We start from the raw sequence: 22,634 nt of genomic DNA, 5'->3' as shown, positions 1-22,634 counted from the left end.
AAAGGGGTTGATCAGGCCGACGACCCGGCACCCAGCCCGTCGATGATTGCCTCAAGCTCGTCATGCGGCCGTGCGATCACGTGAACCGAGACCACCTCGCCCACCTTGTTGGCCGCTGTCGCGCCTGCATCGGTGGCGGCTTTGACCGCGCCGACCTCGCCGCGGACAAGGGTCGTCACCAGCCCGCCGCCAGCTTTGGTCTGACCCACGATGGCAACGCTGGCTGCCTTGACCATCGCATCCGCGGCTTCAATCGCGCCGACCAGGCCGCGTGTTTCGATCATGCCCAGGGCCATCTGCCCCGCCACTGGTTTCGCCATTTTCTGTTCCTCCAAAAAAAGATGTTTCGCGTATTGTGATTCAGGTCGTCGAGACGCGGTCGATCACCGCGATGATGGCCATGTCCACGGGGGCCGTGGACAACCCGGCCGCCATGCGGGCGGCAGACCCGCTGACAACCAGCACCGTATCCCCGACCCCAGCGCCGCAGGTATCGACCGCAACCCGCGCCGGATCGATCAGGGTGCCCTTGCTGTCGACCAGATCCGTCACCAGCAGCTTTGTTCCGACCAGCCTGGCGTCCTTGGCAGTTGCCGTGACAGTTCCAGCGACCTTGCCCAAATGCATCAGAACGCCCTCAGGTAGCGGTCCAGTTCGACCTGTGTGACCTGTTGATTGAAGAATTCCAGCTCTCGCTCAGCCTGTTGCAGGACCAGTTCCCACTGCATTTCGCCCATGACATCGCGCAGCCATTCCGATCCGCGCGCCAGATCGATGGCGGTTGGCAAATCGGTTGGAATTGGGTCTCCGATCCCTTCTTCATACCCGTTGCCTGTCGTCGGTTCCGAAGGGGACAGCCCCTGTTCGATCCCGTCAAGCCCGGCGGCAATCTCGGCCGCAAGCAACAGATACGGGTTGGCGTCTGCACCGGCATCGCGCTTTTCCACCCGCACGGCACTGTCCGAGCCTTCGATGACACGGATACCAACCGTCCGGTTGTCATAGCCCCAGCTCGCGTTGATCGGGCAGAACGTATAGGGCTGGCGACGGCGATATCCGTTGACCGTGCCGCTGCCGCAAATCGCCGTCTCGCACATGCGCTTTTGCAGGCCTGCGATAAAGGATTTTCCGGTGTCGTTGATCTTGCCGTTGTCGGCAAAGGCGTTTTTGCCGTCTTTCCACAGCGAGTAATGCGTATGAAACCCGTTGCCCGATTGATCAAAAAACGGCTTGGGCATGAAAGTCGCCAGATAGTCGTGCGCGATCCCCAATTGTCGGATCAGGGATTTGAACAGAACGACACGATCCGCAGCAGCCAGAGCTTCACCATAACGAATGTTGACCTCGATCTGGCCGGCCGCATATTCCGGGTTCGACTGTTCGATCGGAATGCCACATTCGTTGATCTGCTGACGGATCGGGCCAACGATGTGTTCCATCCGGGCGGCGCGGCCCAGACCATAGACCTGGATGCCCGTGTCGCGCGGCTGGCCGGTTTCCGGATCCAGCAGATAGAATTCCAATTCCGTGCCGACATTCACCTCGAACCCCATGTCGCGGGCCCGGTCCACCTGCCGCACCAAAGCCTGACGCGGATCGATCGGCACCGGTTTGTGATCCATGCCCTCAGCGCGGCCAAAACAGACGGCCACGCCCGGTTCCCACGGGACGGCGACAGGCTTTGTCATCGGAAAGACATGCATGTCGGGATAGCCATTGTCGAAATTGACGTATGGCGTATCCCAGACGTCGCAGGTCATATCGATCGCCAGCAGCGCAATCGACAGAGCATTGCCGCTTTTGCAGACATGATCCCAATGGCTGGCCGGAATGCGCTTGCCACGCATGATGCCGTTGAGATCCCCGACACCAAGAATGACGGTATGTGTGCCCTCGGGCAGATCAAACCCCGAACTCATTTGCGCGTGCTCCCTGTTTTTAGCTTTATAATTGCTGTATTCTGTATACAGTATTCACAAAGCCAGTCAGGAAACAAGGAAAATCTGCGCCATGTCCAAAAGCTCGGTCATCGTTGTCGGAGGCGGCATAGTCGGCGTCATGACGGCGCTTACACTGCAACGGCGCGGCGAAGCCGTGACATTGATCGACAGGTGGGAGCCGGGACATTCCCGTGCATCTTCAACAGATTACAACCGAGTGATTCGCGCCATATCCGGGCGGGACGAGTTCTATACACGCTGGGCGCGCGAAAGCCGCCTGCGCTGGCTGGAGCTGCAAGCCGAAAGCGGCCAGAACCTGATGTATGAATGCGGCGCCTTGATTCTGGCGACAGCGGGGCATTGCGACTGGGAAGACGCAACCGCACAAACTTTCGACCGGGTCGGGGTGCCCTATTACAAATTCGGTCGGTCGGATATCGAATCGCGGTTCCCTCAGTTCAAGGTCACCGACATCGAATTTGCGCTGTTCGAACCCGAAGCCGGAATGCTGATGGCGCATCGATGCGTTCTGACCGGTTTGGATCTGTTCCGAAAGGCAGGAGGCAAAGTACAACGTGGTCGCGTCACCACGGATGGATCGGAACGTCCGATGCTTGACGGCAAACCGCTCGAGGCTGATCTGATCATCATGGCGACTGGCCCATGGATGGCTGACATGTTTCCCAGAACGATCAAGCCGATCTCGACCGTGGTTGGCGTTAATGTCCTCTACACCTCAACACCCGACGGGTCGGAAGATTTCGACATGAGCCGGATGCCCTGCTGGATCGATCACGGGCAAGGGTCATTTGGTCTGCCGTCGTCCGAAGGCTCCGGCGTAAAGGCGGCGGTTGTCATCCCGGACAAGATCGATCTGGACAATGATGAACGGCTGATCCGTAAGGAAACACTGGGCCGCACACGCAGCTATATCCGCCACCGGCTTCCGGGTTTAGAGGGGCAAAGGGTCGTGGATTCCAAGTTCAACCAGATCATTCTGACCCCGGATACACATTTCATTGTCGACTGGCACCCCGAGCATGAAAACGTGCTGTTCGCCGGCGGATGCTCTGGTCATTTGTTCAAGCACGCCCCGGTGTTTGCAGAATTTGCAGCAGGCGTTGGGCTGAAGGATTTTGGAACCGCGGACCGGTTCAAGATCAGCGGCCGCAGAAAGCTGAGCCCGAAGGAAAGCCCCAGTGGACGCTAACCATCCAAGAGGGCGCGATAAATTCCAGCATTTGGGCATTTGCCCTGGGGAAGTCGCGCGCCCGCCCGGATCGCGTCACGGCAGGTTTCGGCCTGAAGGCAGTGCCCGCATTTTTCCGCCAGTTCCAACCCCAGCTCGGGGTGCGCGTTCAGGTCTGCCTCGGTCAGTCCGAATTGTCCGGCCATGGCGAGTATACGCTCTCGTGCCTGTGGTGCGCCCGATCGCAACATGGCCAGATCCGCGCGGGACAAGCCAAGGTCTGAAAGCTCTCTGTCACTCAGGTTTTCATCCCGAGGTGAGCTGACGATGCGCGCTATTTTCTGAAAGAAATCTGTGTATCCCGACATATCGCGGCCTCCTCCACCACGTTATGGATACAGTATACACAGTGTTTCAAAGCCGGAATTGATCAGGATCAAGCGGGTTTTCAGGTTTTACGTCCGACCGCAGGCATTGCGAAACAAGTCAACCGCCTGCGCGGCGGCCAGATCCTTCGGCACATGTGCCATCTCAATCGAGGCCAGCCCCTCATCCGCCTTTTGCGGTGCAAGGAACACGTCGCGCCCGCGCACGAACAATTCACGCAGATGGCTTGCCCGGTATTCGGGATGGAATTGCACGGAACGGGCCGGGAAATCATAATCCAAGGCCCCTACCGGGCAGTGATCCGCCGACCCTGTCACCTGCGCCGAAGGCGGAACCTGCGTGACCTGATCCTGATGCCAGACAAAGGCATCTACGCTGGTTCCACCATAGTCGAAGCCTCGTGCGCCGACGACATTGCCGATCTCGGCTTTCTCGGCTTTGCCGCCATAGACATCCGCCATGATCTGATGACCAAAGCAGATGCCGAAGACCGGCTTGGCATGGTCCCGGCACAACTCCAGGAAATCGCGAAGGGGCCGCATCCACTTCGTGTCATCGTAGACGCCGAATTCGGACCCTCCGACAACAACCCCATCAAAATCCCCGAGCTGAGGCAATGCCTCGCCGTCGACCACATCCACCGAGGAAAGTCGGGCTTCGGGCAGATGCGGTTCAAGCCATGCGCGGATCTGCTGGGCCGTCCGCGGCAGCCCTTCAAGCAGCGGCAATGGATGAAGGGTCAACTCAAGAAGTGCGATCCTCACCAGTCGAAGGCCCGGTCGATGCCCGCCATCTTGACGCCGGTAAAGGCCGAGGCCTGAAAACTGAGCGCGCGCAGATCTTCGGTTTCCAGATTGTGCACCGAAGATTTGCCGCAGGCCTTGGCAAGCGCCGTGATCTCCATTGTCATCGCGGTCAGATACCGCGCGACGCGCTCTGCACCCGCATGCGGGTTCATACGCGCCTCAAGGTCAGGATCCTGCGTTGCGATCCCAACCGGGCAACGGCCCGTATGGCAGTGATGGCACGCCCCCGGCGATGTTCCCAGCGCCTGGTAATCGTCCAGATATCTGGGAGTGTTGCATCCCAGCGCGACCATCGCGGCATTCCCGATCATGACCGCATCCGCCCCAAGCGCCAGACATTTGGCCGCGTCCACACCTGATCGAATCCCGCCCGCGGCGACAAGCGAGACCTTGCCGCTCATCCCGCACTCATCCAGCGCTTCGCGTGCCGCGCGTATGGCACTCATGGTCGGTATGCCCGTGTGATTCAGCAGCAACTCGGGTGACGCACCGGTGCCGCCCTCGGCCCCGTCCACCACGACGACATCCGCGCCCGCCTTTGCAGCCACGGCCACGTCGAACCGCGGCCGCGTGGCCCCCATCTTGATAAAGATCGGCACCTGATAGTTCGTGGCGATGCGCAATTCCTCGATTTTGACGGCCAGATCGTCAGCCCCAAGGAAATCGGGGTGCCGGATGGTGGATCGCTGATCGACCCCTTCGGGCAAAGTGCGCATTTCGCTGACCCGCGGGCTGACCTTCATTCCCAGCAGTAGACCGCCGGTGCCCGGTTTGGCCCCCTGCCCGACCACCAGTTCAAGCGCATCGGCGCGGCGCAGGTGATCCAGATCGACCCCATAGCGGGCAGGCGACATCTGGTAGAGCAGGCGTTGGGAGGCTTCGCGCTCCTCTTCCAGCATGCCGCCTTCGCCGGTGCAGGTCATGGTGCCCACCTTCGAGGCACCATAACCAAGCGACGCCTTGGCCGAGGCCGAGAGCGCGCCGAAAGACATTGATGCGATATAAATCGGGATTTTCAGTTCCAGTGGCCGTTCCACCAATCCGCGCCCGCCGCCAAGAACCGTCGTCGTATCGCAGCTCTCGCGGTATCCTTCCAGCGGAAGGCGGGTCATCGTCGCCGGGACAAATGTCAGATCGTCGAATGTCGGCAACTGCTTGTTGAACGTGTTGTAGCCACGCACCTGATACCGCCCAAGTTGCGCCAATGCGTGAACTTCCGATATCGCTTCGGGCGTCCAGCGGGTTGATCCCCCTTCATCATAAGACGAAGGCACACCAGCCGGTCGTCCATCGACCGCACCTGCGTCGCGGAACCGTATTTCTTCCTCTGACGCGACTTCGAACGGGTAGTCATAAGGTTTACTCAGATCATGAGCCATGCGCTTGCGTCCCTGCTTTCAAAATACCAAAGGCGCTGGCCAGAGACCATTTTGCGCCAGTTACGAGAGCTGTCGACAAGCCCCAGAGGGTCAAGGATCGCATCGACCTCGGCCACCTCTTCGGCAGTGGGTTCGATCACCGAGACGTCCACACCCAGGCTGTCAACTTCGCCTGCGACCCAAACCTCGCCTTGCCACAAAGCGTCCGCACAGGATTCACCCGCACCGCCCAGCGCAATGATGCGTCCCGCATGCGCCATGAAACCGGATTGGTATCCGATCTTGCCCTCGACCACGATGTTGCCGCCCTTCATGGCAACACCGACACGCGGCCCGGCATCACCTTTGACATGAATGGTGCCGCCAATCATCGCCGCCCCGCAGGACATGCCCGCATAGCCACCGACAGTGATGTGACCCTTGGCCATCCCTTCGCCCACGGCCCACCCGCAATTGCGTTCGATAGAGATGTTGGCGCCAGTGTTCAGACCGCCGCAATAGTACCCCACCGAACCTTCGAAGGTGATGTCCACATTGTCCGGCAGGCCCACGCCCAGATTGTGTCGCGACAGCGTATCGACAACCCGGATCGGCCGTCCTGATGCGCAGGCTGCCATGATATCCCGGTTCACCTCACGAATGTGCCGCTTGCCGACTTCGATGACGATTTCATCCATCTGTCTTGCTACCTCGCTCATGCTGCCAGGCTCCGGTTGCCGACACCCCAGATGCCGGTCAGCGATGGGCCATCATAGTTGATCACGTCGCATTCTTCGGCCATCACGCGACGCACCGCCTGTTCTTCGGTCGCGGCGGCCAGGTCCCCATTGCGATTGACCACAACCAACGGCTTCATCGCGAACCGATCCTTGGCAAATCCGATCCCGTCCGGCGTTGCGATCATGTAGGTGAATACTCCGTCGATAGAGGTAATCGACTTCTTCAGCGCCTGTTCCATCGTCAGACCCGCTTTCATCTGGTCACTGACCCAGACCGCAATCAACTCGCTGTCATTCTCGGTCAGAAAGCGATAGCCCTTTCGGCTCAACTTGTCGCGCCATGTGAAATAATCGGTGATCTGGCCGTTATGCACGATCGCCACATCCGAAAACGGCCGCGCCCAGAACGGGTGTGAAGCGTTGGGCAGAACCGAGCTTTCCGTCGCAAGCCGCGCGTGGCCAAGACCATGGGTGCCGATGATGTCGCGCACGCCATGCTTTTCGGCAACCGCTTCGGCGCCGCCGATGTCCTTGATGATCTCAAGACTGCGGCCGCAGGACTGCACTTCGAACCGGTCCGTCAGCTCATCTGCATCCCGCACCCAGGCCTGCAAATCAGTCGGGTCCGAAATTTCCGCGCGAAAGCAATAATGCCGGTTCTCATCGGTTACGATCTTCGGATCGGACAGAAAGCAAGAGCCGTGATCCTTCAACACCGCCTCAAACGCATTCAGGTCAGCATCCTGCCGGGATTTGTCAAATCCCATCCCTCGTAAAACATATCCGGTGTCTCGTGGCGGTCCATAAACTGCAAACCCGGTGCTGTCTGCGCCACGGTGTTCCTGCGCATCCATCAGGTCTACCAGGTCCGCCCCGACCTGCCCGGGTACGGTAAGAATCCTTCCAGCGATTCCACACATGAAGAGCTCCCTGTTCAACTGCGTCTGTATACTGTATACAGTACACGAGCAATAGCAAGCCCATTCGCCTTGGCACCAGATGCTTTTTTGAATACAGAATTCACAAAACACGGAAAGAGAGGCTCCGAGTGGCTCTGAAACAGATAAAAACACAGCGCAGACGGCTGGCGGACGAGGTTTATGATCAGTTGGTCGAAGCCATAATGAGCCGCGAAATCTCTGCCGAAGACCGATTGGTTCAGGAAAAGCTGGCAGCGGAACTGAACATTAGCCGCACCCCGGTTCGCGAGGCTTTGATGCGGCTGGAAACCGAAGGTGTTCTGGAAGTCGCCGCAAGCGGTGGTTTCCGGCTGGCCCGCATGGATCAAGCCGAAGTCCGGCAGCTGTATCAGGCCCGCGCCGCAATCGAAGGTCAGGCCGCCCGGATTCTTGCGGCCCACGCAGACCCCGCGGTTCTGGAGGGTTTGCGCGCGCTGATTCGTCGTGAAGAAAACCTGACCAACCCTACGACGCGCGACTATTTCATTGCCAACCGGCGCATTCACCGCGCCTTCATGGTTGAAGCGGGAAACAAGTTCCTGCTGGACATGTTCGACATGATCTGGGGCAAGGCCATGGCCTTTCACCTGTTTTCCGCAATCGAAAATGTCGATATCTCACAGTCTCTGGGTGATCATCAGGCGCTTGTCGACGCGATTGAAACCGGAGACGTGACAGAAGCACTGGAAACCTTTACCGCCCATATTCAGGCCGGGTTCGATTTGCAGATCGAGGGGCTAAAAGAAGCGGCCAACGGCTGACGCACGGAACCGTCGGCAGGGCGGACCGCGCCGGTTCGCCTGCCTGAAACCGGCTCATGCATCGCGGGCAATGCCACCAAGTATCCGCGCGCTGTTCTGACGGCTTCATGACAAAACGGTCATTTTCGTCTATTATTGAAATCTCTCATTACAAAGACCCTCCGATTCCATCGGAGTTGATATTTGAACGACACGTTTTTCCACAGGCGGTCCCAAGTCGACTATTCGACCACCTCAGATTCCGGAGAGAGAAATGAGTGCTGACGAAAACGACAATCGCAAAGAACACGATTACACCGAAAGCGAAAAGACAGATCCGGAATGCCGGTCTGTCGATGACAGGCTGACCGCGATCGAGCAGCGCCTCGACCAGTTGATGCGCGTCATGGAACCAGGCCCGGAAGACAGGCTGGAAACCGTCGAACATCGCGTGGACGCGCTTTTGACATCCATCGAATCCCTAGGCGAGTTGGGGGATCATTCTTCTGGCTTCAATCCCACGTCCACCGGTCCTGCCTTCGGCTTCGTTGACGCCGGCAGCGTTGGGGCCCCGACGCGCCGCACGTTCAGCTGGGCCAAAAATTGCTGCAAGAATTGGTGCAGCATCCGTGCCAGCAGCAAAGGGTGCCATCCAAACGCCTGCTGAATGGTAAATCTCGCGTGGCGGAGAATTTATTTTGTTCAATGTCTATTTCATCAACGCGGATTGAAGCGGCAATACAGTCCATTGCAGGGTCGATTGTGGCGGCCCCGATCAGAACTGATGTTATCGGACTGGGAAGCGCCGTCGCCGGAGAGGCGATGGCATTGCTGGCGGCAGACAAGTTTCTGAAGGATGATCGCGTGCGATCCGCCGCGTCACGTCGCCTTGCGACCATCTGGGCTTGCGACCGAGACCTGCGCGGAGCCCCTGTTTCTCTGTTCGATGGCCGCGCCGGCCTTGGGTTGCTGGCCTGTCATGCTCTGGACGCCAATCCACACGATCCCGAAGCGCAACTGGCGCTTGACCGTGCCCTGCGTTCGGTTGCGCAACGCCTTCTCGAAGCCCCCTGGATGGGGCACTTCGATCACGTGTCCGGTCTTGCGGGTATATCCGTATTTCTGTGCGAACCGAAATCCCGGACGGCCCGTCTTGGGGGAAAGTCGCTGTGCCTGCGTTTGTCAGAGGAGCTTTGGAGGCACTCGGCACGAACAGAACGGGGGCTTGCGTGGACAGAACCTTTTTCCTCACCGGAAGACGAGACCGGCCCCATGAAAACAACGCGGTACCTCGTCAACATGGGGCTGGCGCATGGTTCTCCCGGCGCCGTTCTGGCTCTGTCCCGCCTGGGCCGGCGGCACGCGTTCACGCCACGACACATCGAAGACCTCAAAGACGCGGTCCTGTTTCTGCTTTCGCACCAGGGCGCGTTTTCAGACAGCGGCCTGTCATCCTGCTTTCCCTGCATGTCAGCGCTCAGTCATGCCTGGGAGGTACCGTCACGTCTTGCGTGGTGCTATGGCGACCTTGGTATCATATACACCACGCTCGCGGCGGCGAGGCTGGTAGGTATGGAAGACGAAATACGCGATGTCGCATCGCGAGTTCTGATATCCTGCGTCGACAGACCTTTTCATGAGACGGGTATCAATGATGGCGGGCTGTGCCATGGCGATGCCGGAATTGTGGTGATGGCCCTTGCCATTCGATCGCTTTTTCCCAAAGCAGACGTTGATCCCCTGATCGAAAAGCACGCCGAACGGCTTTTGTCCCTCGTTGAACGGGAATTGAGCCCGGACGGGCTTCCCGCAATCGGCGCAGGCTGGAAGACGTTTCAATCGACGGATCTATTGACCGGGTCGAGCGGCGTTTTGTTGGCACTGCTTGCCCTACGGGACGCGGATTACCTCGGATATCTGAAGTTCATGGGGCTGGATGTTGAACAGAATGTCCACTGCCCGTCCCATCCGGAACCGCACAGATCTCGTCCGTTCCTCGGGATTCGTGTTTGTACGCGTTCACCGCAGCACGATCTTGGCGGAGTCATAAAAAGCACCCGAAAAAAGGATCTGGAAAAGCGTGCTTCAGATTTAATTCGCGATCCGTCCTTTGCCTTGTCGTTGTTCATTGCACGACCCAGTTTTTTCTCGAAAGTCATGCGGGAAATCGAGAAAGGCGAAGGCCTCTCCCCCGCAGTCCTCGGCACATTGTATCGGTTTGTTTACAGAATGTGCTTCCGCCCGACGCCGTACGGCGCATTCGCGGCAGTGGGCACGGCAATACCTGTTGCAGGCAAGGATATCGTCACCGTGGCAGACCACCATCTGGATATGGATCTGGACTGTGGGTTTTTGTCCCATATTGCCGCCGGACTCGCCGAAACGCAAAGCACGAGGGTGCGATGCAATCCATCGGCCTGGTGGGAACAGGGCGTTCTGCACTGGATAACCAACGGCGATCTCGACGGGCCCTGGAACCACGAACAGATCATTGCAGCGGCGGATTCCGATCTGGCAGAGTTCATCTTTGATGTCGATTCCGTCCCGATTTCCGATCTGGAAACGGCCCTTAGAGACCGATCTTTCAAATCTGGCGTGACGATCTCGGATCTCTGTCGGTCCGAGGCTCTGATACCACGAAAAGACCCAATACTTCTGGGACATGACGCAACCGCCAGAACCCTGAAGCGGCTGGGAAGAGATATGACCGCCCGCCAAAAGAGAGGTTTGGCGGCGCTCGGGCATGATCTTGATGCCGCGCGTGAAACCCCTTCGATGATCGCGTTAAAGCAACTGAGGCGAACAGCTGACTCTTTCGCCCCGGGTTGGAGAGGTGATTTTCTGCATGTCGATGCGCATTGCGTCGGCACGTTGGAAACACCACTGCGCGCGGTGCAGGCACTGACCGACGCATGGAACATTTTGGAGAAGATCGGCTTTCGCGTGCCAAAGCCAAACCGTTTTCTGGAATTTGAACGGCGTTTCCTTGACCGTTACGGTGACCGCGCCGTGTTGCTGGGTCAGGCCGTGGATGCCGAAAGCGGGCTTGCATATCTCGGCATGCCGCTGCGAATGGATTTCGTTACAGGTACGGGGTCGTCAAGTGATGCCCCTAGGCAAAACCTTCAGGAATTTCCGCTGGAACCCGATTGGGACGCGCACAAGTGGGTGCTTTGCGCGCAGGATATCGAGATCCTGCATGCCCGCAATACGGATCAGGCCCCTTTCGCCATCCAGGATGGCGTTCTTCTAAGCAAAGTAGGACGCAGTGTAGGGCACAACCCCGTCTGGACGGCCTATCCCGAAGGTATTTTCCCGGGCGGGCCCAAGGCGATTTTCGGCCGTTTCTCAAGGCGAAATCAGTTGATCGCAGACGCGTTGATGCAACACAGCCCCACGCGTGAAGAGGATTCGACAATTGTCGAAGCAGACATCCTGTGCGCCACGGACCCCCGGTCATCAAACATCCTCAGACGCGCCAGCCTTTCCCGGTATGTCATCGAGATCCTCGGCGACAGCGGGTTACCGCCCGAACTGAGGATTCCGCTGCACGATCTGTGGATTCGTCACGATGGCAGTCGGTTCCGGCTGTTCTGGGGCAGCCAAGGCGTCGAGGTCATTCCACAGCTGCATGCTGCCCACCAAAGCCCTCCCGGGGCGCCGGCTGTCTATCTTCTGCTCATCGACATCGCCACGCACATGCGGCAACCGTCTGTGATCTGGTCGTGGCAATCGCAAAGCAATCGGAACCGGCTGCCCAGGGTCTGTGCTGGAAATGTGGTCCTTGCGCCGCAACGGTGGCGGCTTTGTATCCCGACAGAGGTGATTAGATCAGGCAAAGCGGAATTCTGGCTGGAAGCAAACCGACAAATACTGGAATTGCCGCGATATGTGGCCCCTACGGATGAGGCCAGCGACATGGCCACGCCATGGGATCTGGACAACCCCTTTTCCACTGCCAACCTGATCAAGACGTTGAAAAAAGGGCCGCTTTCGATCTGCGAGTACCTTCCGGCGCCCGAGGATTGGTGGATCGACTCGCCGCATGGTCGATTGGCCTCTGAACTGGTTTATGCCCCAGCAAAGCCCGTTTATACGTCCTTTGTCGATTACGATGCCAACCCGACCGCATGGCAACCGCTGGGGCACGGCACTGATGAGGCCGGATCATGGTTGTATCTGCGGCTTTTCGGGGATGCCATAAAGCTGGAACAGTTCCTGAAACTGCAATCGAACAGGTTGACGCTTTGGCAGAAACGCAACCTGATAGAGAACTGGTTCTTCGTAAGATATGCAGACCCGGAACTTGAACTGCGCCTCCGCATCAAATTTTCAAACGATCATGACAGAGTTCTGAGGAACCGGGTGCTTGTTCACTTGCAGAATACGGCCGGTGGATTGGTGGACAGGTTTCTTGTTGACGAATACCTGCCTGAAACGGCGCGCTACGGCGGAGAACTGGGGCTCGGCGCATGCGAGAGGATATTCGGCGCCGACTCGCTCACTGCGCTTGACGTACTCAACGATCCGAAGATCAGCCGGTCCAGACGGTGGATGGCGTCAGCCGCCAGTATCGATGCCCTGTTCGAAGATTTGGAACTGCCCACAGGTGTTCGGCTGGCGATCTCCGAGCGCTGTTCACAAAACTACGGGGGCGGCCCGGCGTCGCGCCGGATTGCGCGTCGTGCTACTGGAAAGGAATGGAAAAGTGCATGCGTTGTTCTGAGTGAACTCGGTGTAGGCAAAGGCATTCATTCGCGGCCATCGCGCTGGAACGCACGTGCGGCCAGGCTTTATCCGGATATTGGACTCCTTCAGCGAGAAGAACAGGATGGCCGGTTGGGAAACAGCTTGGCCGACGTTCTGGGAAGCCTCGCTCATATGTCCATCAACCGGATCCTTCACTGGGGAACCGCCGCGGAAGAGGCAGTCATCCACGAGGCGCTGTGTCGACATTATCGAACCAAATTGAACCACGGGTGGAAATCGCCCTAGGCGGCATACTCATGGCAGCGGATTGGAACCTGAACCCTCCGTCCGAAGCATGAGCTGTCCACACATACCCCCTGCCCCTGAATGAAGCTCCGGCGCATGGGGCAAGGCAACGTGGATCACTGCGCTTTTGACCGGCAGCGGGACACCTCGGAACCTGGATCACACCTTTACAGCACGCGGCGTTTTGGGACCTGTCGACTTACCGCGTAACCTGCAAGCGCCGAAAGCGATTTTGCCACGCCGCCCCGTGGCAAGGGGCTTAGCGCCGCTATTGCCTGATCGCGGTATTCTTCAGGCAATTTCCGCCTCTTGATATGGCGCGTGGCCGGAGAAAGCTCTGCCAAAAACCGCGCAGGGTCGCGGTGACTGAGGAAAGCACGGACTGCTGCGCCCCCCGTTTGCCGCTGGGCTGCCTCGAGAACAGGCACGCTGAACAGGCCGCTCGAGAGGTCTGACGCAAATGGGGTGCTGCCCGGGGGGCGGTCCAGGGCAAGTTCATCCTCGGTCAGCAGGTAAGCTAGGCCAAGATTCTCGCCATAGTCGCGAAGGGCACCTGACAGATCGTTTTGTTCGGCAAGCATCGCACCGAGTTCGCAAGGCAGTCGGAAGAATGCAGCCATGCATTGCCGCATCTGCGCGATGCGCTTTTCGACAGCCATATCCGGTTGCCATGCAGTCCGAAGCTCGGACACTCGGCCTTCACAGGCCGAGGCCATGGCGCTCAGGATTGATGGCACCAGATCCGGGCAGTCCCGTGCGCCGACTTCATGCGCCTTCGCCAAAAGGTAATCACCTGTGAGTATCCCAAGCTTGTCGCCCCAGTTGGCCGTGGCGTCGGCTGTTGCGGCCGCAGCCTCGATCCCTCGAATGCCGCTTTGGGCAAGAAACCCCAGATACGCAAGCTCCAGCGCCGTGGCCGCGGCACGACGTCGTTTTGCCTCAACATCACCCAGATAGGACGTCAGCAAAAGCAACAGCGAAGGTCGAAACGCAACCATGTCAGCCCGCTTGCCCGCGAAGGACATGCGCGTCAGAAACGGCCAATCGGTGCGTACGATGTGATTGAGGCGCGCACCCACATCGCGCAGGTCGTCCCCAAGCGGCATCTCGGGCACTCGCACAAGGGGCGACACATCGTCCAACATGGCGCTTTCCACATCACCGCCAGTGCCTTCAGGCACCAAAACGGCGCGGCGCAGCATGTTGTGGACCGGCTTTTCGCTTTCGAACGTATCGTCCAACACGCGCCAGATGAACTCGTATCTGCGGCTTGCGCGGTTCCCGAGCGTGAAGTACCCGGCAAAGCGATCCCCCAACAAAAGCGCATAGTCGTCTGCCGCCACCCAAGGGCCTGCCCCTGTGCGGAGACATCGATCAGTGGTTTGCGCCGCAAGCACACCGGATTCCAGCGCAAAGCTAATTCCTTCGCCTGTAAACGGGCTGATAAGACCGGCGGCGTCCCCTACCAGCAACAGACCTGAATGGGCGGCGCGTTCCGGTGCGAAATCGAACCTCAGCGGTGCCCCCAAGGTCGTACCGGACAACTGAATGCCCGAATATTCCGGATATTCCTTTCGGAGCGCGTCCAGAAATTGGTCGAACAATGTTCTGACATTGGTGTCAAACGCCCTGCAGAACAGCCCGACACCGACATTTGCAGTTCCCTTCCCCGTTGGGAATGCCCAGCCATAGGACGGCAACAAGTACCGGTCCGTAACATCAGTCAACGGCAGCATTATTTCCAGCAGTGGCGGAGTGTCTCCGCAGCCATCGACATAACCGCGAAGCGCGGTGCCATAGCCTTGTTCCGGTGTTTCCCGCAATCCCGCTGCTTTCGCCAATCGAGACGCGGCCCCGTCTGCGGCGATGACCATGTACCCGGTCAGAACCACTGTCGTGCCATCCTGCATCCGAGCGGTGACACCTGCGACAGTCCCGCTTTCATCCGTTACCAGATCGTCGGCACGGCATTTCGGCAAGAAAGCCGCTCCTTCCGCGCGGGCCTGACGCAAAAGACAGTCATCCAGTATCAAACGGGGTACAACCAGCCCATAGTCGTCTTCGCCCTCGTATCGAAAATCCCGGTGGCCCCTGTTGCGCATATGGACACGCACGCCTTCGACCTCCTGTTGATCTGTAAGCGCAGACAGGATGCCGAGGCGTTTCAGCTGAGAGATACCGGACCGGGTGATTCCGTCTCCACAGCTTTTGTCCCGAGGGAAATCCTCACGGTCGATCAGAATGACCTTTCGACCTCTCCGCGTCAGCTCAATGGCGGCAGCGCTGCCGCCGGGCCCCGCACCGACAATGATGGCGTCCCATGTCTCGGCGGCGGCTTCCGCAGGTGTCGCAAGCGGCAAATCCTCGGCAAGAGGGCCGTAACCGTCCATGTCAGGCCCTCCTTTCCACAGAGAGCCGGGCGAGGTTTGCCAGCGAGTCGCGTAGCACATGATCGTCCAGCCCCGAGATGACCTGTACGGCCGCTTCGGATTTGTCCCGCGCCAACTGTTCCGTAGCTTCGACCGCACCCGAATTGCGAATGATCTCTACAGCGCGCGAAATATCCGCATCCTGCATTTCAGCCAGCCTCAACCTGGCCCGCAATTCATCGGCGGCCTGACCGTTCTGACCCAGGCACAGGAGCACCGGCATCGTATAGGCCCCTTCGCGCAGATCAGAGGCGGACCCCTTTCCAAGCTCGGTGCTGCTTGCAATGTAGTCCAGAACATCGTCGCGCAGCTGAAATGCAAGGCCGAGGCACTTTGAATAGGTGATCAGTGCGTCTCGTTCCTGATCACTTACGTCTGCCAACATCGCCCCCAGCGATGCGGCGAGAACAAACAGCTCGGCCGTCTTGCCCTCGAGCATTTCAAGATGCTCTTCAATGGTCCAATCGGCGTTGTAGGCGTTTTCTGCTTCGCGCAACTGCCCCAGACACAGCGCGGAACAGTGTTTGCCAGCCAGCTCAGAGGCTTTGGGGCTGATGGAATCCAACAGGTTTAGTGCACGGGCCAGAATGAATGTTCCGGCGAAGCTGGCGATGGGCGAAGACCAGCGACGGTTCACGCTTTCCGCTCCACGCCGAAGTTCGGCCCGGTCCATGACGTCGTCATGATAGAGCGACGCCACATGGATCATTTCGACAGCCGCCGCCGCCTGAATTGCGCGCTTGCGGCCTTCTGTGTCGGCGAGGCTTCGCGCGGTAAGCAGCAGAAGAATTGGCCGCAACCGTTTCCCGCCAGCGCCGATAAGCCAGTGGGCTATCTCTTCAAAACCCGGCTGGTCCGAGGCGACAGCATCCAACATGAATGCTTCAACCTGGGGTATCGTGGCCCGGATCTGTTCGTCCTGCAACCAGTCAGACATCCGCAATCTTGCGGAACTGCGCCAGCGTCTTCTGCAAACGCTTCGACCTGAGCGCCGCTTCAGAGTTCCTGATGAAACTGTCGTAGCCCTCGTGCAGTGCTGCGGACTCGGCGCGAACAACAATCTCACCACGGTGGAAAGCGTCCATTACGGTCATCCTGCCTTCGGAAATGGCCACGAGAGCTTCCGGTGAGATCGCGCCGACGCCCCGGCCTTTCCCTTTGCGCTTTTGGCTCGGGTTGATGTGAACTTCACCGCTCATCACCGAAACTTCGACCAACCCCATACCAAAAACACCAACCGTTGCACTGGCGCCCTCGTACTGCTTGACCAGTTCAGCATATTCCTTCTTGGCGTCCGCCTTGAAACCCGCCAAAGCATCTTCGGCCAGTTTTTCGACTGCCTTTGCACCCTCTTCCGGCTGCATCCGCTGTTCATAGTCTGCCACGTTCGTATCCTCCGTTCCAGAATTTCCAAATCAGACCGAGCCGACCGCCGCCCGAGCATCCACACGCCCGGCGCCCTGCTGCGTGGTCGGTGCGCCGATATCGACGGCGGTGGCCATGAGAACTGCCTTGATGTCAGCCGGCAGCAGTGTCGGGTTTCGCTGCAACATCAGCGCCGCGACCCCGGCGACATGGGGGCAGGCCATCGAGGTGCCGCTGGCCTCGAGATGAAGCGGATCTATCACCGTCGCGCCGCCATTCATGTCATTGCCGGTCGCCGATCGCGATGCCACGATATCCACGCCGGGGGCGGTGACATCCGGTTTGTCGCGTCCATCCGGCGTTGGTCCGGGACTGGAGAAACCGGCCATGTTGTCGCTGTCATCGCTTGCGCCGACGGTGATCACGCTCTGCGCAATACCCGGACAGCGAATGCGCGTGTCATAGGTGCCGCAACTGTCATTGCCCTCGTTGCCCGCGGCCACCACAAAGGTCACCCCGGCGGTCGAAGCCGCATCAGCGGCGACACACAAAACGCATGTTCCGTCCGGATCGACCCAATTGCCGTTTCTGTGCGAAAAGCCCCAGGAATTGGAAAGAACATCCATCCCGTCCGCGACGGCCTGTTGGATTGCCGAAACGCAGTTTGGAGCGTTCCCACTGCCAAACTGATCCAGCAGCTTGTAGTCGTGGATAACCGCCCCCGTGGCGACACCACGGAACGTCGCGCCATTGCTGGCGACAACACCCGCACAATGAGTACCGTGCCCGTTCAGGTCGCCCAACCCCTCGCCGGTAAAATCCTGTTGGGTGCCGAAATTTCCGGCAAGTTCGGGATGTGTCTGGTCCACGCCCGTATCCAGAACGGCAACATCCACTTCGGCACCGTTGATCCCGCTGGCTTCCACGACATCGGCATTGATCAGCGGACGACTGTTATCCAGGTCGATCAGGATCTGGTTTTTGCAATGAACCATCTTCAGGACATCGGCGCGCCCCGCGATATCCGTAAGGCGCTGATCATCGGCAAGGACAACCAGACTGTGAGTCAGCCAAAACGACCGTTCGACCTCAATCCCCCGCTCTTCAAAGCTTCGGGCGATTTTGCCCACCACGTCTTCACCATGGCGTCGGTGTTGCATGATTGAACGGCGGCGCTGGCGCCGGTCGAACGCACGGGGCGGGCGATCCGGCGATGCCCTGCCGCTGCGCAGCGAGACCAGCACGCGATGCCGGGGAAGCTGGGCGGTTTCGGTTTGGCCAAGCAGGGCGTTCAGGCGCGCCTCTTTTCGGTTGGCCAAGAGGTCGCGCAAGATAATGCTGTCCATCTTCAAGATGGACTCGCTGCCAAACTCGGCACGAAGCTTCTCGATTTCACGACGTTCCGCTCTTTCGAAGCGATCAACGTGTTCCCGGCTTAACTCGGACATTTCGTGCTCCTTTAGATCATGGTCTTATGGGGTTTTCAGGAATGGCCTGACGTTTGGTGGAATGGGTAATCATCACCACGGAAGGATCGTTGGCCATTGTCGCGATGGCCCCGGGCGAAAGTTCGACGGCAACACTGTCGATCAGCCACAGTTCGGTAATCCCGACACCGCCCAGGCTTTCCAGGGTGCCGACCAGGGGCCGTGTGCGTCGGCGGAAATAATCTTCGCGTGCCTTCGTTTCGGCGCGCCGGAAAGAGGGCGCATTGCCTTCGGTGTCTGGCGCCAAGCGCAATATGACCTGCACCGAGTTCCCATCATCGCCGTCTGTTGCGGCCTTCGCCAATTCCGATCGCAGCTGAGTGTCCAGCTTGCCCCAAGCCGCCTCGGACAGGCCGAACGGATGAGGGCTGTTGGTTTCGGTCAAGGTCCTGTCCTCCGTGGTCGTCCCTGCACTGAACATGGCCGGTGCGACGGCACGGTCGAAGCGCGGATTCACGACAATGCCGGGCCCCGGTTCAGGTTCTGCCGAGGGCGTACTGCGCGGGTGTTCCGGCAGGAAACACAGTTCGATCAACGCCGCTTCCTGCGCGCGCATGGCGAGGGTCACCATACCGCTCGCCTGAACTTCGATAATCTGTACCCCCTGCTGCTGCGTTCCTGTCTGGGTCGTCAGGACATTGCCCGCCGCATCAAGTGCGATGATCGTTATGGGCTTTCCGCCAGCAAAGCTCAGCTTGAGGCGGGCCCAATCAGCAACGACCGGCAGATGGGCAAAGACACCGGCGATGGAAAGCAACAGTTTGGGTGTGCCTTGCGGCTGGAACCCGCCAATGATCTGAAGAAGGCTGCCCTTGGACGGCAGGAACCGCACACCGCCGACGTTCAATACCGGATGGCGGGAAGGCAGTTTCTGGCCGCGAAAATCAATGCAACGTTCACGCGGTGGAATTTCCGGATCGGGCTTCGGCTGCTCCGGACAATGCGGCTGAATCGCGATGAAAGCGCAATCATCAATATAGCCAAGCGCATCGTTGCGCGGATCATCTCCGCTGAACTCCAGAAACACCGTCACGGCCTCGGCTTCCGCCGTCACGCGGCCCCGCAATTGCCGCCAGGCACCGTCTAGATTGCCGGTCCACCATTCCACCCAGGGCGCCCGCGGATCATCACCACCGCGCGGATCCAACCCTAGAGCATAGCCGCCTGCGTCGCCGGCCTCCTTCGCGAACCAACACGAGAACTCATAATCCCACCCCGGATTCGAACCCAGCGATTGCCACAGGCCGACACGAAGGCCGCGCTGCGCGATGACCCTTTGGGACCTGTCCCCGGTCCGGACGATGCAACCTTCGCAGTCAAAGGCATCGGCGGGGATCGGGGCCAATTGCGGAACGGGATTTCCCTTTCCGGCATGAAAGGCTGCCAAGTCGGTCAGCCATGCATAGGGTGTCCAGAAGCGACCGACATTGCCCGCTGGAAGCGAACGGAAACCATCTTCGAAACCAGGGTTCAGCAAATGCACGACCCGGACGGTCAGGTCATCCTGACCAAAGGCGCCATCGTCATCCATGACGGTACAGATGGCCCGGAAGTCACCACAGTTTTCATAGATATGTGAGGCGGTCGCCGTGCCTTCGGCTGCCGGTGGTTCATTCGTTTCCTCGATCAGGGCCGTGCGGGGTTCACTGCAATCGCCGAAATCCCACTTGGCCGTATGCGTGTCGCACCAGCCGGGATCCCCGAAATCGGCGACAAGCGTGATCGGTGTGCAGACATATGCATAAAGGTCCGGGCCAGCTTCGACTTCGGGCGGAACATTGGTCACGGTGACACGCAAGGTGTCGATGGCCTCGCCCCCGTTGACGTCGCGAATACGCACCGTGACGGTGTATTCGCCATTGTCGCACCAGGCATGGGTCACGGTCGACGTGCCTGTCGCCGCAGGAGGAGCATTGGTTTCAGAAATAACGCCGGGTTTGGGCGCGTGGTGATCACCGAAATACCACATGGACTCGTGGGTGTCGGGGTATTCGACATCTCGGAACCGTGCGACCAGAGTGACCTCTTCGCCCTCCTGCACCGTCAGATCAGGGCCGGCATCCACTGTCGGCGGCACATTTTCGACGGTAACAAGCGAGAAACTGCGACTGCGCGCGCCGCCCGGCTGGTTGATCGTCAGCGCATGTTTTGCGGTGTAGACACCGCTTGCAGCATAGACATGCTGAATCGAGGGCAAGACCGCGGCCGGTGTTCCGTCACCCGGCAACCACTCGTACCCTGCGTCAGGATGTTCATTCGCAGCCGCAAGCGACATGGCCGATGCGGCCGCACCCGACCGAGCACCACCCGAATCCGCCGGGACGACATCCGTGGCTTCGCAACTGCTTATGACAGTGAAATCTCCGGCAATTTCAAGACCGTCGGTATCAATCACGATCGGGTCCGAAAATACCGCTTCGACCCGCCCGATCCTGGCAAGGTTCTCCGGCCAGCCGGTGATACCCGTGACCGTATTGGTAACTTCATCTGACAAGATTTCACTGCCCATGCTTTCGGCAATTCCCCGGACGACAAGGGCCACGATCACAACGACCAATGCGCCCAGAATTCCGAAAGCGCCGAATGACAATATCGCGGCGATTGCCGTCAGCACCCAAAGCAGCACGGATTCTTCGGGATCGACATCGCTGTCGATTTCAAAGTGATCCATTTGCTGCCCACCGGTTGGGCCCAGCGAACCGTTCGGCTGCCAGCGCAATCCGACATCATTGAAAAAGTCGGCATCCACATCAATACTGCCCAGGATCGCGTCTACGACCGTCACCTTGCCCGATATTCTGATCGCCCCGGCCCTGAGGCTCACGTCCAGATCGGTCAGCCGGACTTCGCGCCCGTCAGGTGTAAAGGTCTTTGGAAGGTCATCATCCGACAATTCGGCTTCGATGCGCGCCGTTTCAATCGATGCTTCGACCTGGGCCGCGCTGATGGCAATTGCAAAATCCCTGTCAGCAGGAATGAAATTGGCAAGCCCGCCTACGTCACCACCGCCATCATCGTTCAAGGCGATCGCCAGAAACTCGTTTGTCACGCCAACGGTGATACTGTCGACTTCAAACTCTTCGTCCGTTGCCTCTGGCCCCCAGATGTAAACGAAATCGCGGGCCTCAAGATCCTGATGAAAAAAGTCGCCGATGAATTCTTCGATCTCGGCTACTGTCGGGGCCGCAATTGAAATCTCGCCCAGCCCACTGGCCAATTCCTGCCCCCGCGACACCAGTTCGCTGGATATCTGGGCGTCGAGGTCAATCGCGACCAACGGGATCGCCGCCAGTTGATCACGGTTGTCGATGTAATTGTCACCCTCTGGCCCATATTCCGGACCGGCGGGGTTGATCGCGTCCACGGTAACGATGGCCGCGTTTAAATCCGTGCGGAATTCCGAACCGACCCGATTGAAAGGTGCCGTGATGTTGATCCGCGTTTCGATCCCCATGGGGTCCTGCGGATTGAAAAAAAGCTGTACCGTCGGCCCAACGACAATGTTGAACATGCGCAGATAGACCGGCAACGAAATTGTTATGTCACCGCCTGACACGGTGGTTTCAATATCGTGCGCCGCGTCCGAGGCGTCGTTGAAGATTTCCGCATGGACATCCGTCGTCAACGCTCCCAAGGCAAATTGCAGCTCGGTCTCATCGATGACATGGGGGATGGAGGGAAAGGCCGGATCGATCGGTCCGCCGGGGCCACCGTTCTCATAGGCTTTGTCCACGAATTCACTTGCGAACAACTCGATATTGGACGCAATCGGATCGCCGCTGGTCAGCGTGGCGGACACCTGGTTGCGAGGCAGGCCATCCAACAGCCATCCCACATCCTGACGCCCGGGAATTAGACCGATCGGCGCAGCCGCAGCAAGATCGGCCGTCATCGTCAGCATTTGCGCCGATGGAACCGGGGGGTTTTCGATTTCGATCTGGATCAGGACACCAAGTCGAATTTCGGCACCGGTGATGTCCGGACGCAAGCTGGCGTCCAACTGGTCTTCGGGAATCTGAACAGACCCGTCAGCGACGACAAAACCGCCAAAGGTTTCACCTGCGGGAACATCCATGAATTCGGGAATGCGGCCTTCATCGCCGGGATCATCGTCGCATTCCGCGGACTTCCACGCCCCCCGAATGACCTTTCGCAGGACCTCTTCCGAGGCTTCGACGACAACTTCATATCCTCTTGTATTTGCCATCCTGACGTCCTCGGTGTGACGGCGCGAGGAAA

Annotated in this window: 17 protein-coding genes; 4 read left to right on the top strand and 13 right to left on the bottom strand. The window is 59.0% G+C overall.

Features of this window, described 5'->3' with window-relative positions; genetic code table 11:
- Positions 1-11: 11 nt before the first annotated feature.
- From I9185_RS00945 to I9185_RS00935, 3 genes are read right to left on the bottom strand one after another with little or no spacing between them, the layout of a single operon-like run.
- The gene (locus I9185_RS00945) at positions 12-320 is read right to left on the bottom strand and encodes a BMC domain-containing protein (RefSeq protein ID WP_117869464.1); all 309 of its coding nucleotides are present in this window, start codon (positions 318-320) and stop codon (positions 12-14) included.
- Between the two features lie 40 nt (positions 321-360).
- The gene (locus tag I9185_RS00940) at positions 361-627 is read right to left on the bottom strand and encodes a EutN/CcmL family microcompartment protein (protein ID WP_209547267.1); all 267 of its coding nucleotides are present in this window, start codon (positions 625-627) and stop codon (positions 361-363) included.
- Complete coding sequence (locus tag I9185_RS00935; RefSeq protein WP_171119485.1) at positions 627-1,919, bottom strand: glutamine synthetase family protein; 1,293 nt, start codon at positions 1,917-1,919, stop codon at positions 627-629. Before I9185_RS00935 ends, I9185_RS00940 begins: the two co-directional genes overlap by 1 nt.
- A 91-nt stretch (positions 1,920-2,010) precedes the next feature.
- On the opposite strand from I9185_RS00935, the gene I9185_RS00930 reads away from it, so the two are divergent.
- Positions 2,011-3,150 carry an FAD-dependent oxidoreductase gene (locus tag I9185_RS00930; RefSeq protein ID WP_209547264.1) on the top strand — a complete coding sequence of 380 codons (1,140 nt, stop codon included), beginning with the start codon at positions 2,011-2,013 and terminating at the stop codon, positions 3,148-3,150.
- On the opposite strand, the gene I9185_RS00925 is transcribed toward I9185_RS00930, so the two are convergent.
- The 5 genes from I9185_RS00925 to I9185_RS00905 form a co-directional block, all read right to left on the bottom strand.
- Positions 3,147-3,497 carry a DUF1127 domain-containing protein gene (locus I9185_RS00925; RefSeq protein WP_171633536.1) on the bottom strand — a complete coding sequence of 117 codons (351 nt, stop codon included), beginning with the start codon at positions 3,495-3,497 and terminating at the stop codon, positions 3,147-3,149. The genes I9185_RS00930 and I9185_RS00925 overlap by 4 nt on opposite strands.
- Positions 3,498-3,584: 87 nt before the next feature.
- Positions 3,585-4,280, bottom strand: coding sequence for a type 1 glutamine amidotransferase (locus I9185_RS00920; protein WP_209547261.1), 696 nt, complete (start codon positions 4,278-4,280; stop codon positions 3,585-3,587).
- Entirely contained in the window at positions 4,277-5,701 is a 1,425-nt protein-coding gene (locus I9185_RS00915; RefSeq protein ID WP_152457492.1) for an FMN-binding glutamate synthase family protein, read from the bottom strand. Before I9185_RS00915 ends, I9185_RS00920 begins: the two co-directional genes overlap by 4 nt.
- The gene (locus I9185_RS00910) at positions 5,686-6,399 is read right to left on the bottom strand and encodes a glutamate synthase (RefSeq protein WP_152457491.1); all 714 of its coding nucleotides are present in this window, start codon (positions 6,397-6,399) and stop codon (positions 5,686-5,688) included. The genes I9185_RS00915 and I9185_RS00910 overlap by 16 nt, the downstream gene beginning before the upstream one ends.
- On the bottom strand, positions 6,396-7,340 hold the full coding sequence (locus I9185_RS00905) for a hypothetical protein (protein WP_209547258.1): 945 nt from the start codon (positions 7,338-7,340) through the stop codon (positions 6,396-6,398). Before I9185_RS00905 ends, I9185_RS00910 begins: the two co-directional genes overlap by 4 nt.
- 128 nt (positions 7,341-7,468) lie before the next feature.
- Here I9185_RS00905 and I9185_RS00900 point away from each other — a divergent pair, with 128 nt between their 5' ends.
- The 3 genes from I9185_RS00900 (at position 7,469) to I9185_RS00890 (ending at position 13,114) form a co-directional block, all read left to right on the top strand.
- Positions 7,469-8,140 carry a GntR family transcriptional regulator gene (locus I9185_RS00900; RefSeq protein WP_209547255.1) on the top strand — a complete coding sequence of 224 codons (672 nt, stop codon included), beginning with the start codon at positions 7,469-7,471 and terminating at the stop codon, positions 8,138-8,140.
- A 253-nt stretch (positions 8,141-8,393) separates the two neighbouring features.
- A complete protein-coding gene (locus I9185_RS00895; protein ID WP_171723560.1) occupies positions 8,394-8,786 on the top strand; it encodes a hypothetical protein in 393 nt (130 codons plus the stop codon).
- A gap of 38 nt (positions 8,787-8,824) precedes the next feature.
- Positions 8,825-13,114, top strand: a complete 4,290-nt coding sequence (locus tag I9185_RS00890; RefSeq protein WP_209547252.1) for a thiopeptide-type bacteriocin biosynthesis protein — start codon at positions 8,825-8,827, stop codon at positions 13,112-13,114.
- A 167-nt stretch (positions 13,115-13,281) separates the two neighbouring features.
- Here I9185_RS00890 and I9185_RS00885 read toward each other — a convergent pair whose 3' ends face one another.
- The 5 genes from I9185_RS00885 to I9185_RS00865 are packed head-to-tail and all read right to left on the bottom strand — an operon-like array spanning position 13,282 to position 22,602.
- Positions 13,282-15,504 (bottom strand): geranylgeranyl reductase family protein, encoded by a 2,223-nt coding sequence (locus I9185_RS00885; RefSeq protein WP_209547249.1) that lies wholly within the window; start codon positions 15,502-15,504, stop codon positions 13,282-13,284.
- A gap of 1 nt (position 15,505) precedes the next feature.
- Positions 15,506-16,480 (bottom strand): polyprenyl synthetase family protein, encoded by a 975-nt coding sequence (locus I9185_RS00880; protein WP_209547246.1) that lies wholly within the window; start codon positions 16,478-16,480, stop codon positions 15,506-15,508.
- Entirely contained in the window at positions 16,473-16,928 is a 456-nt protein-coding gene (locus I9185_RS00875; RefSeq protein ID WP_209547243.1) for a hypothetical protein, read from the bottom strand. Before I9185_RS00875 ends, I9185_RS00880 begins: the two co-directional genes overlap by 8 nt.
- 30 nt (positions 16,929-16,958) lie before the next feature.
- Positions 16,959-18,356: a S8 family serine peptidase gene (locus I9185_RS00870; protein ID WP_171633559.1), complete on the bottom strand. Its 1,398-nt coding sequence runs from the start codon at positions 18,354-18,356 to the stop codon at positions 16,959-16,961.
- Between the two features lie 16 nt (positions 18,357-18,372).
- The gene (locus tag I9185_RS00865) at positions 18,373-22,602 is read right to left on the bottom strand and encodes a PKD domain-containing protein (protein WP_209547240.1); all 4,230 of its coding nucleotides are present in this window, start codon (positions 22,600-22,602) and stop codon (positions 18,373-18,375) included.
- Between the last annotated feature and the right edge of the window lie 32 nt (positions 22,603-22,634).

It is taken from the genome of Ruegeria sp. HKCCSP346, assembly GCF_017872595.1.
Lineage (GTDB): Bacteria > Pseudomonadota > Alphaproteobacteria > Rhodobacterales > Rhodobacteraceae > Ruegeria.
The sequence above is the reverse complement of the archived record's forward strand: the minus strand, read 5'-3'. Positions and strand labels throughout refer to the sequence as shown.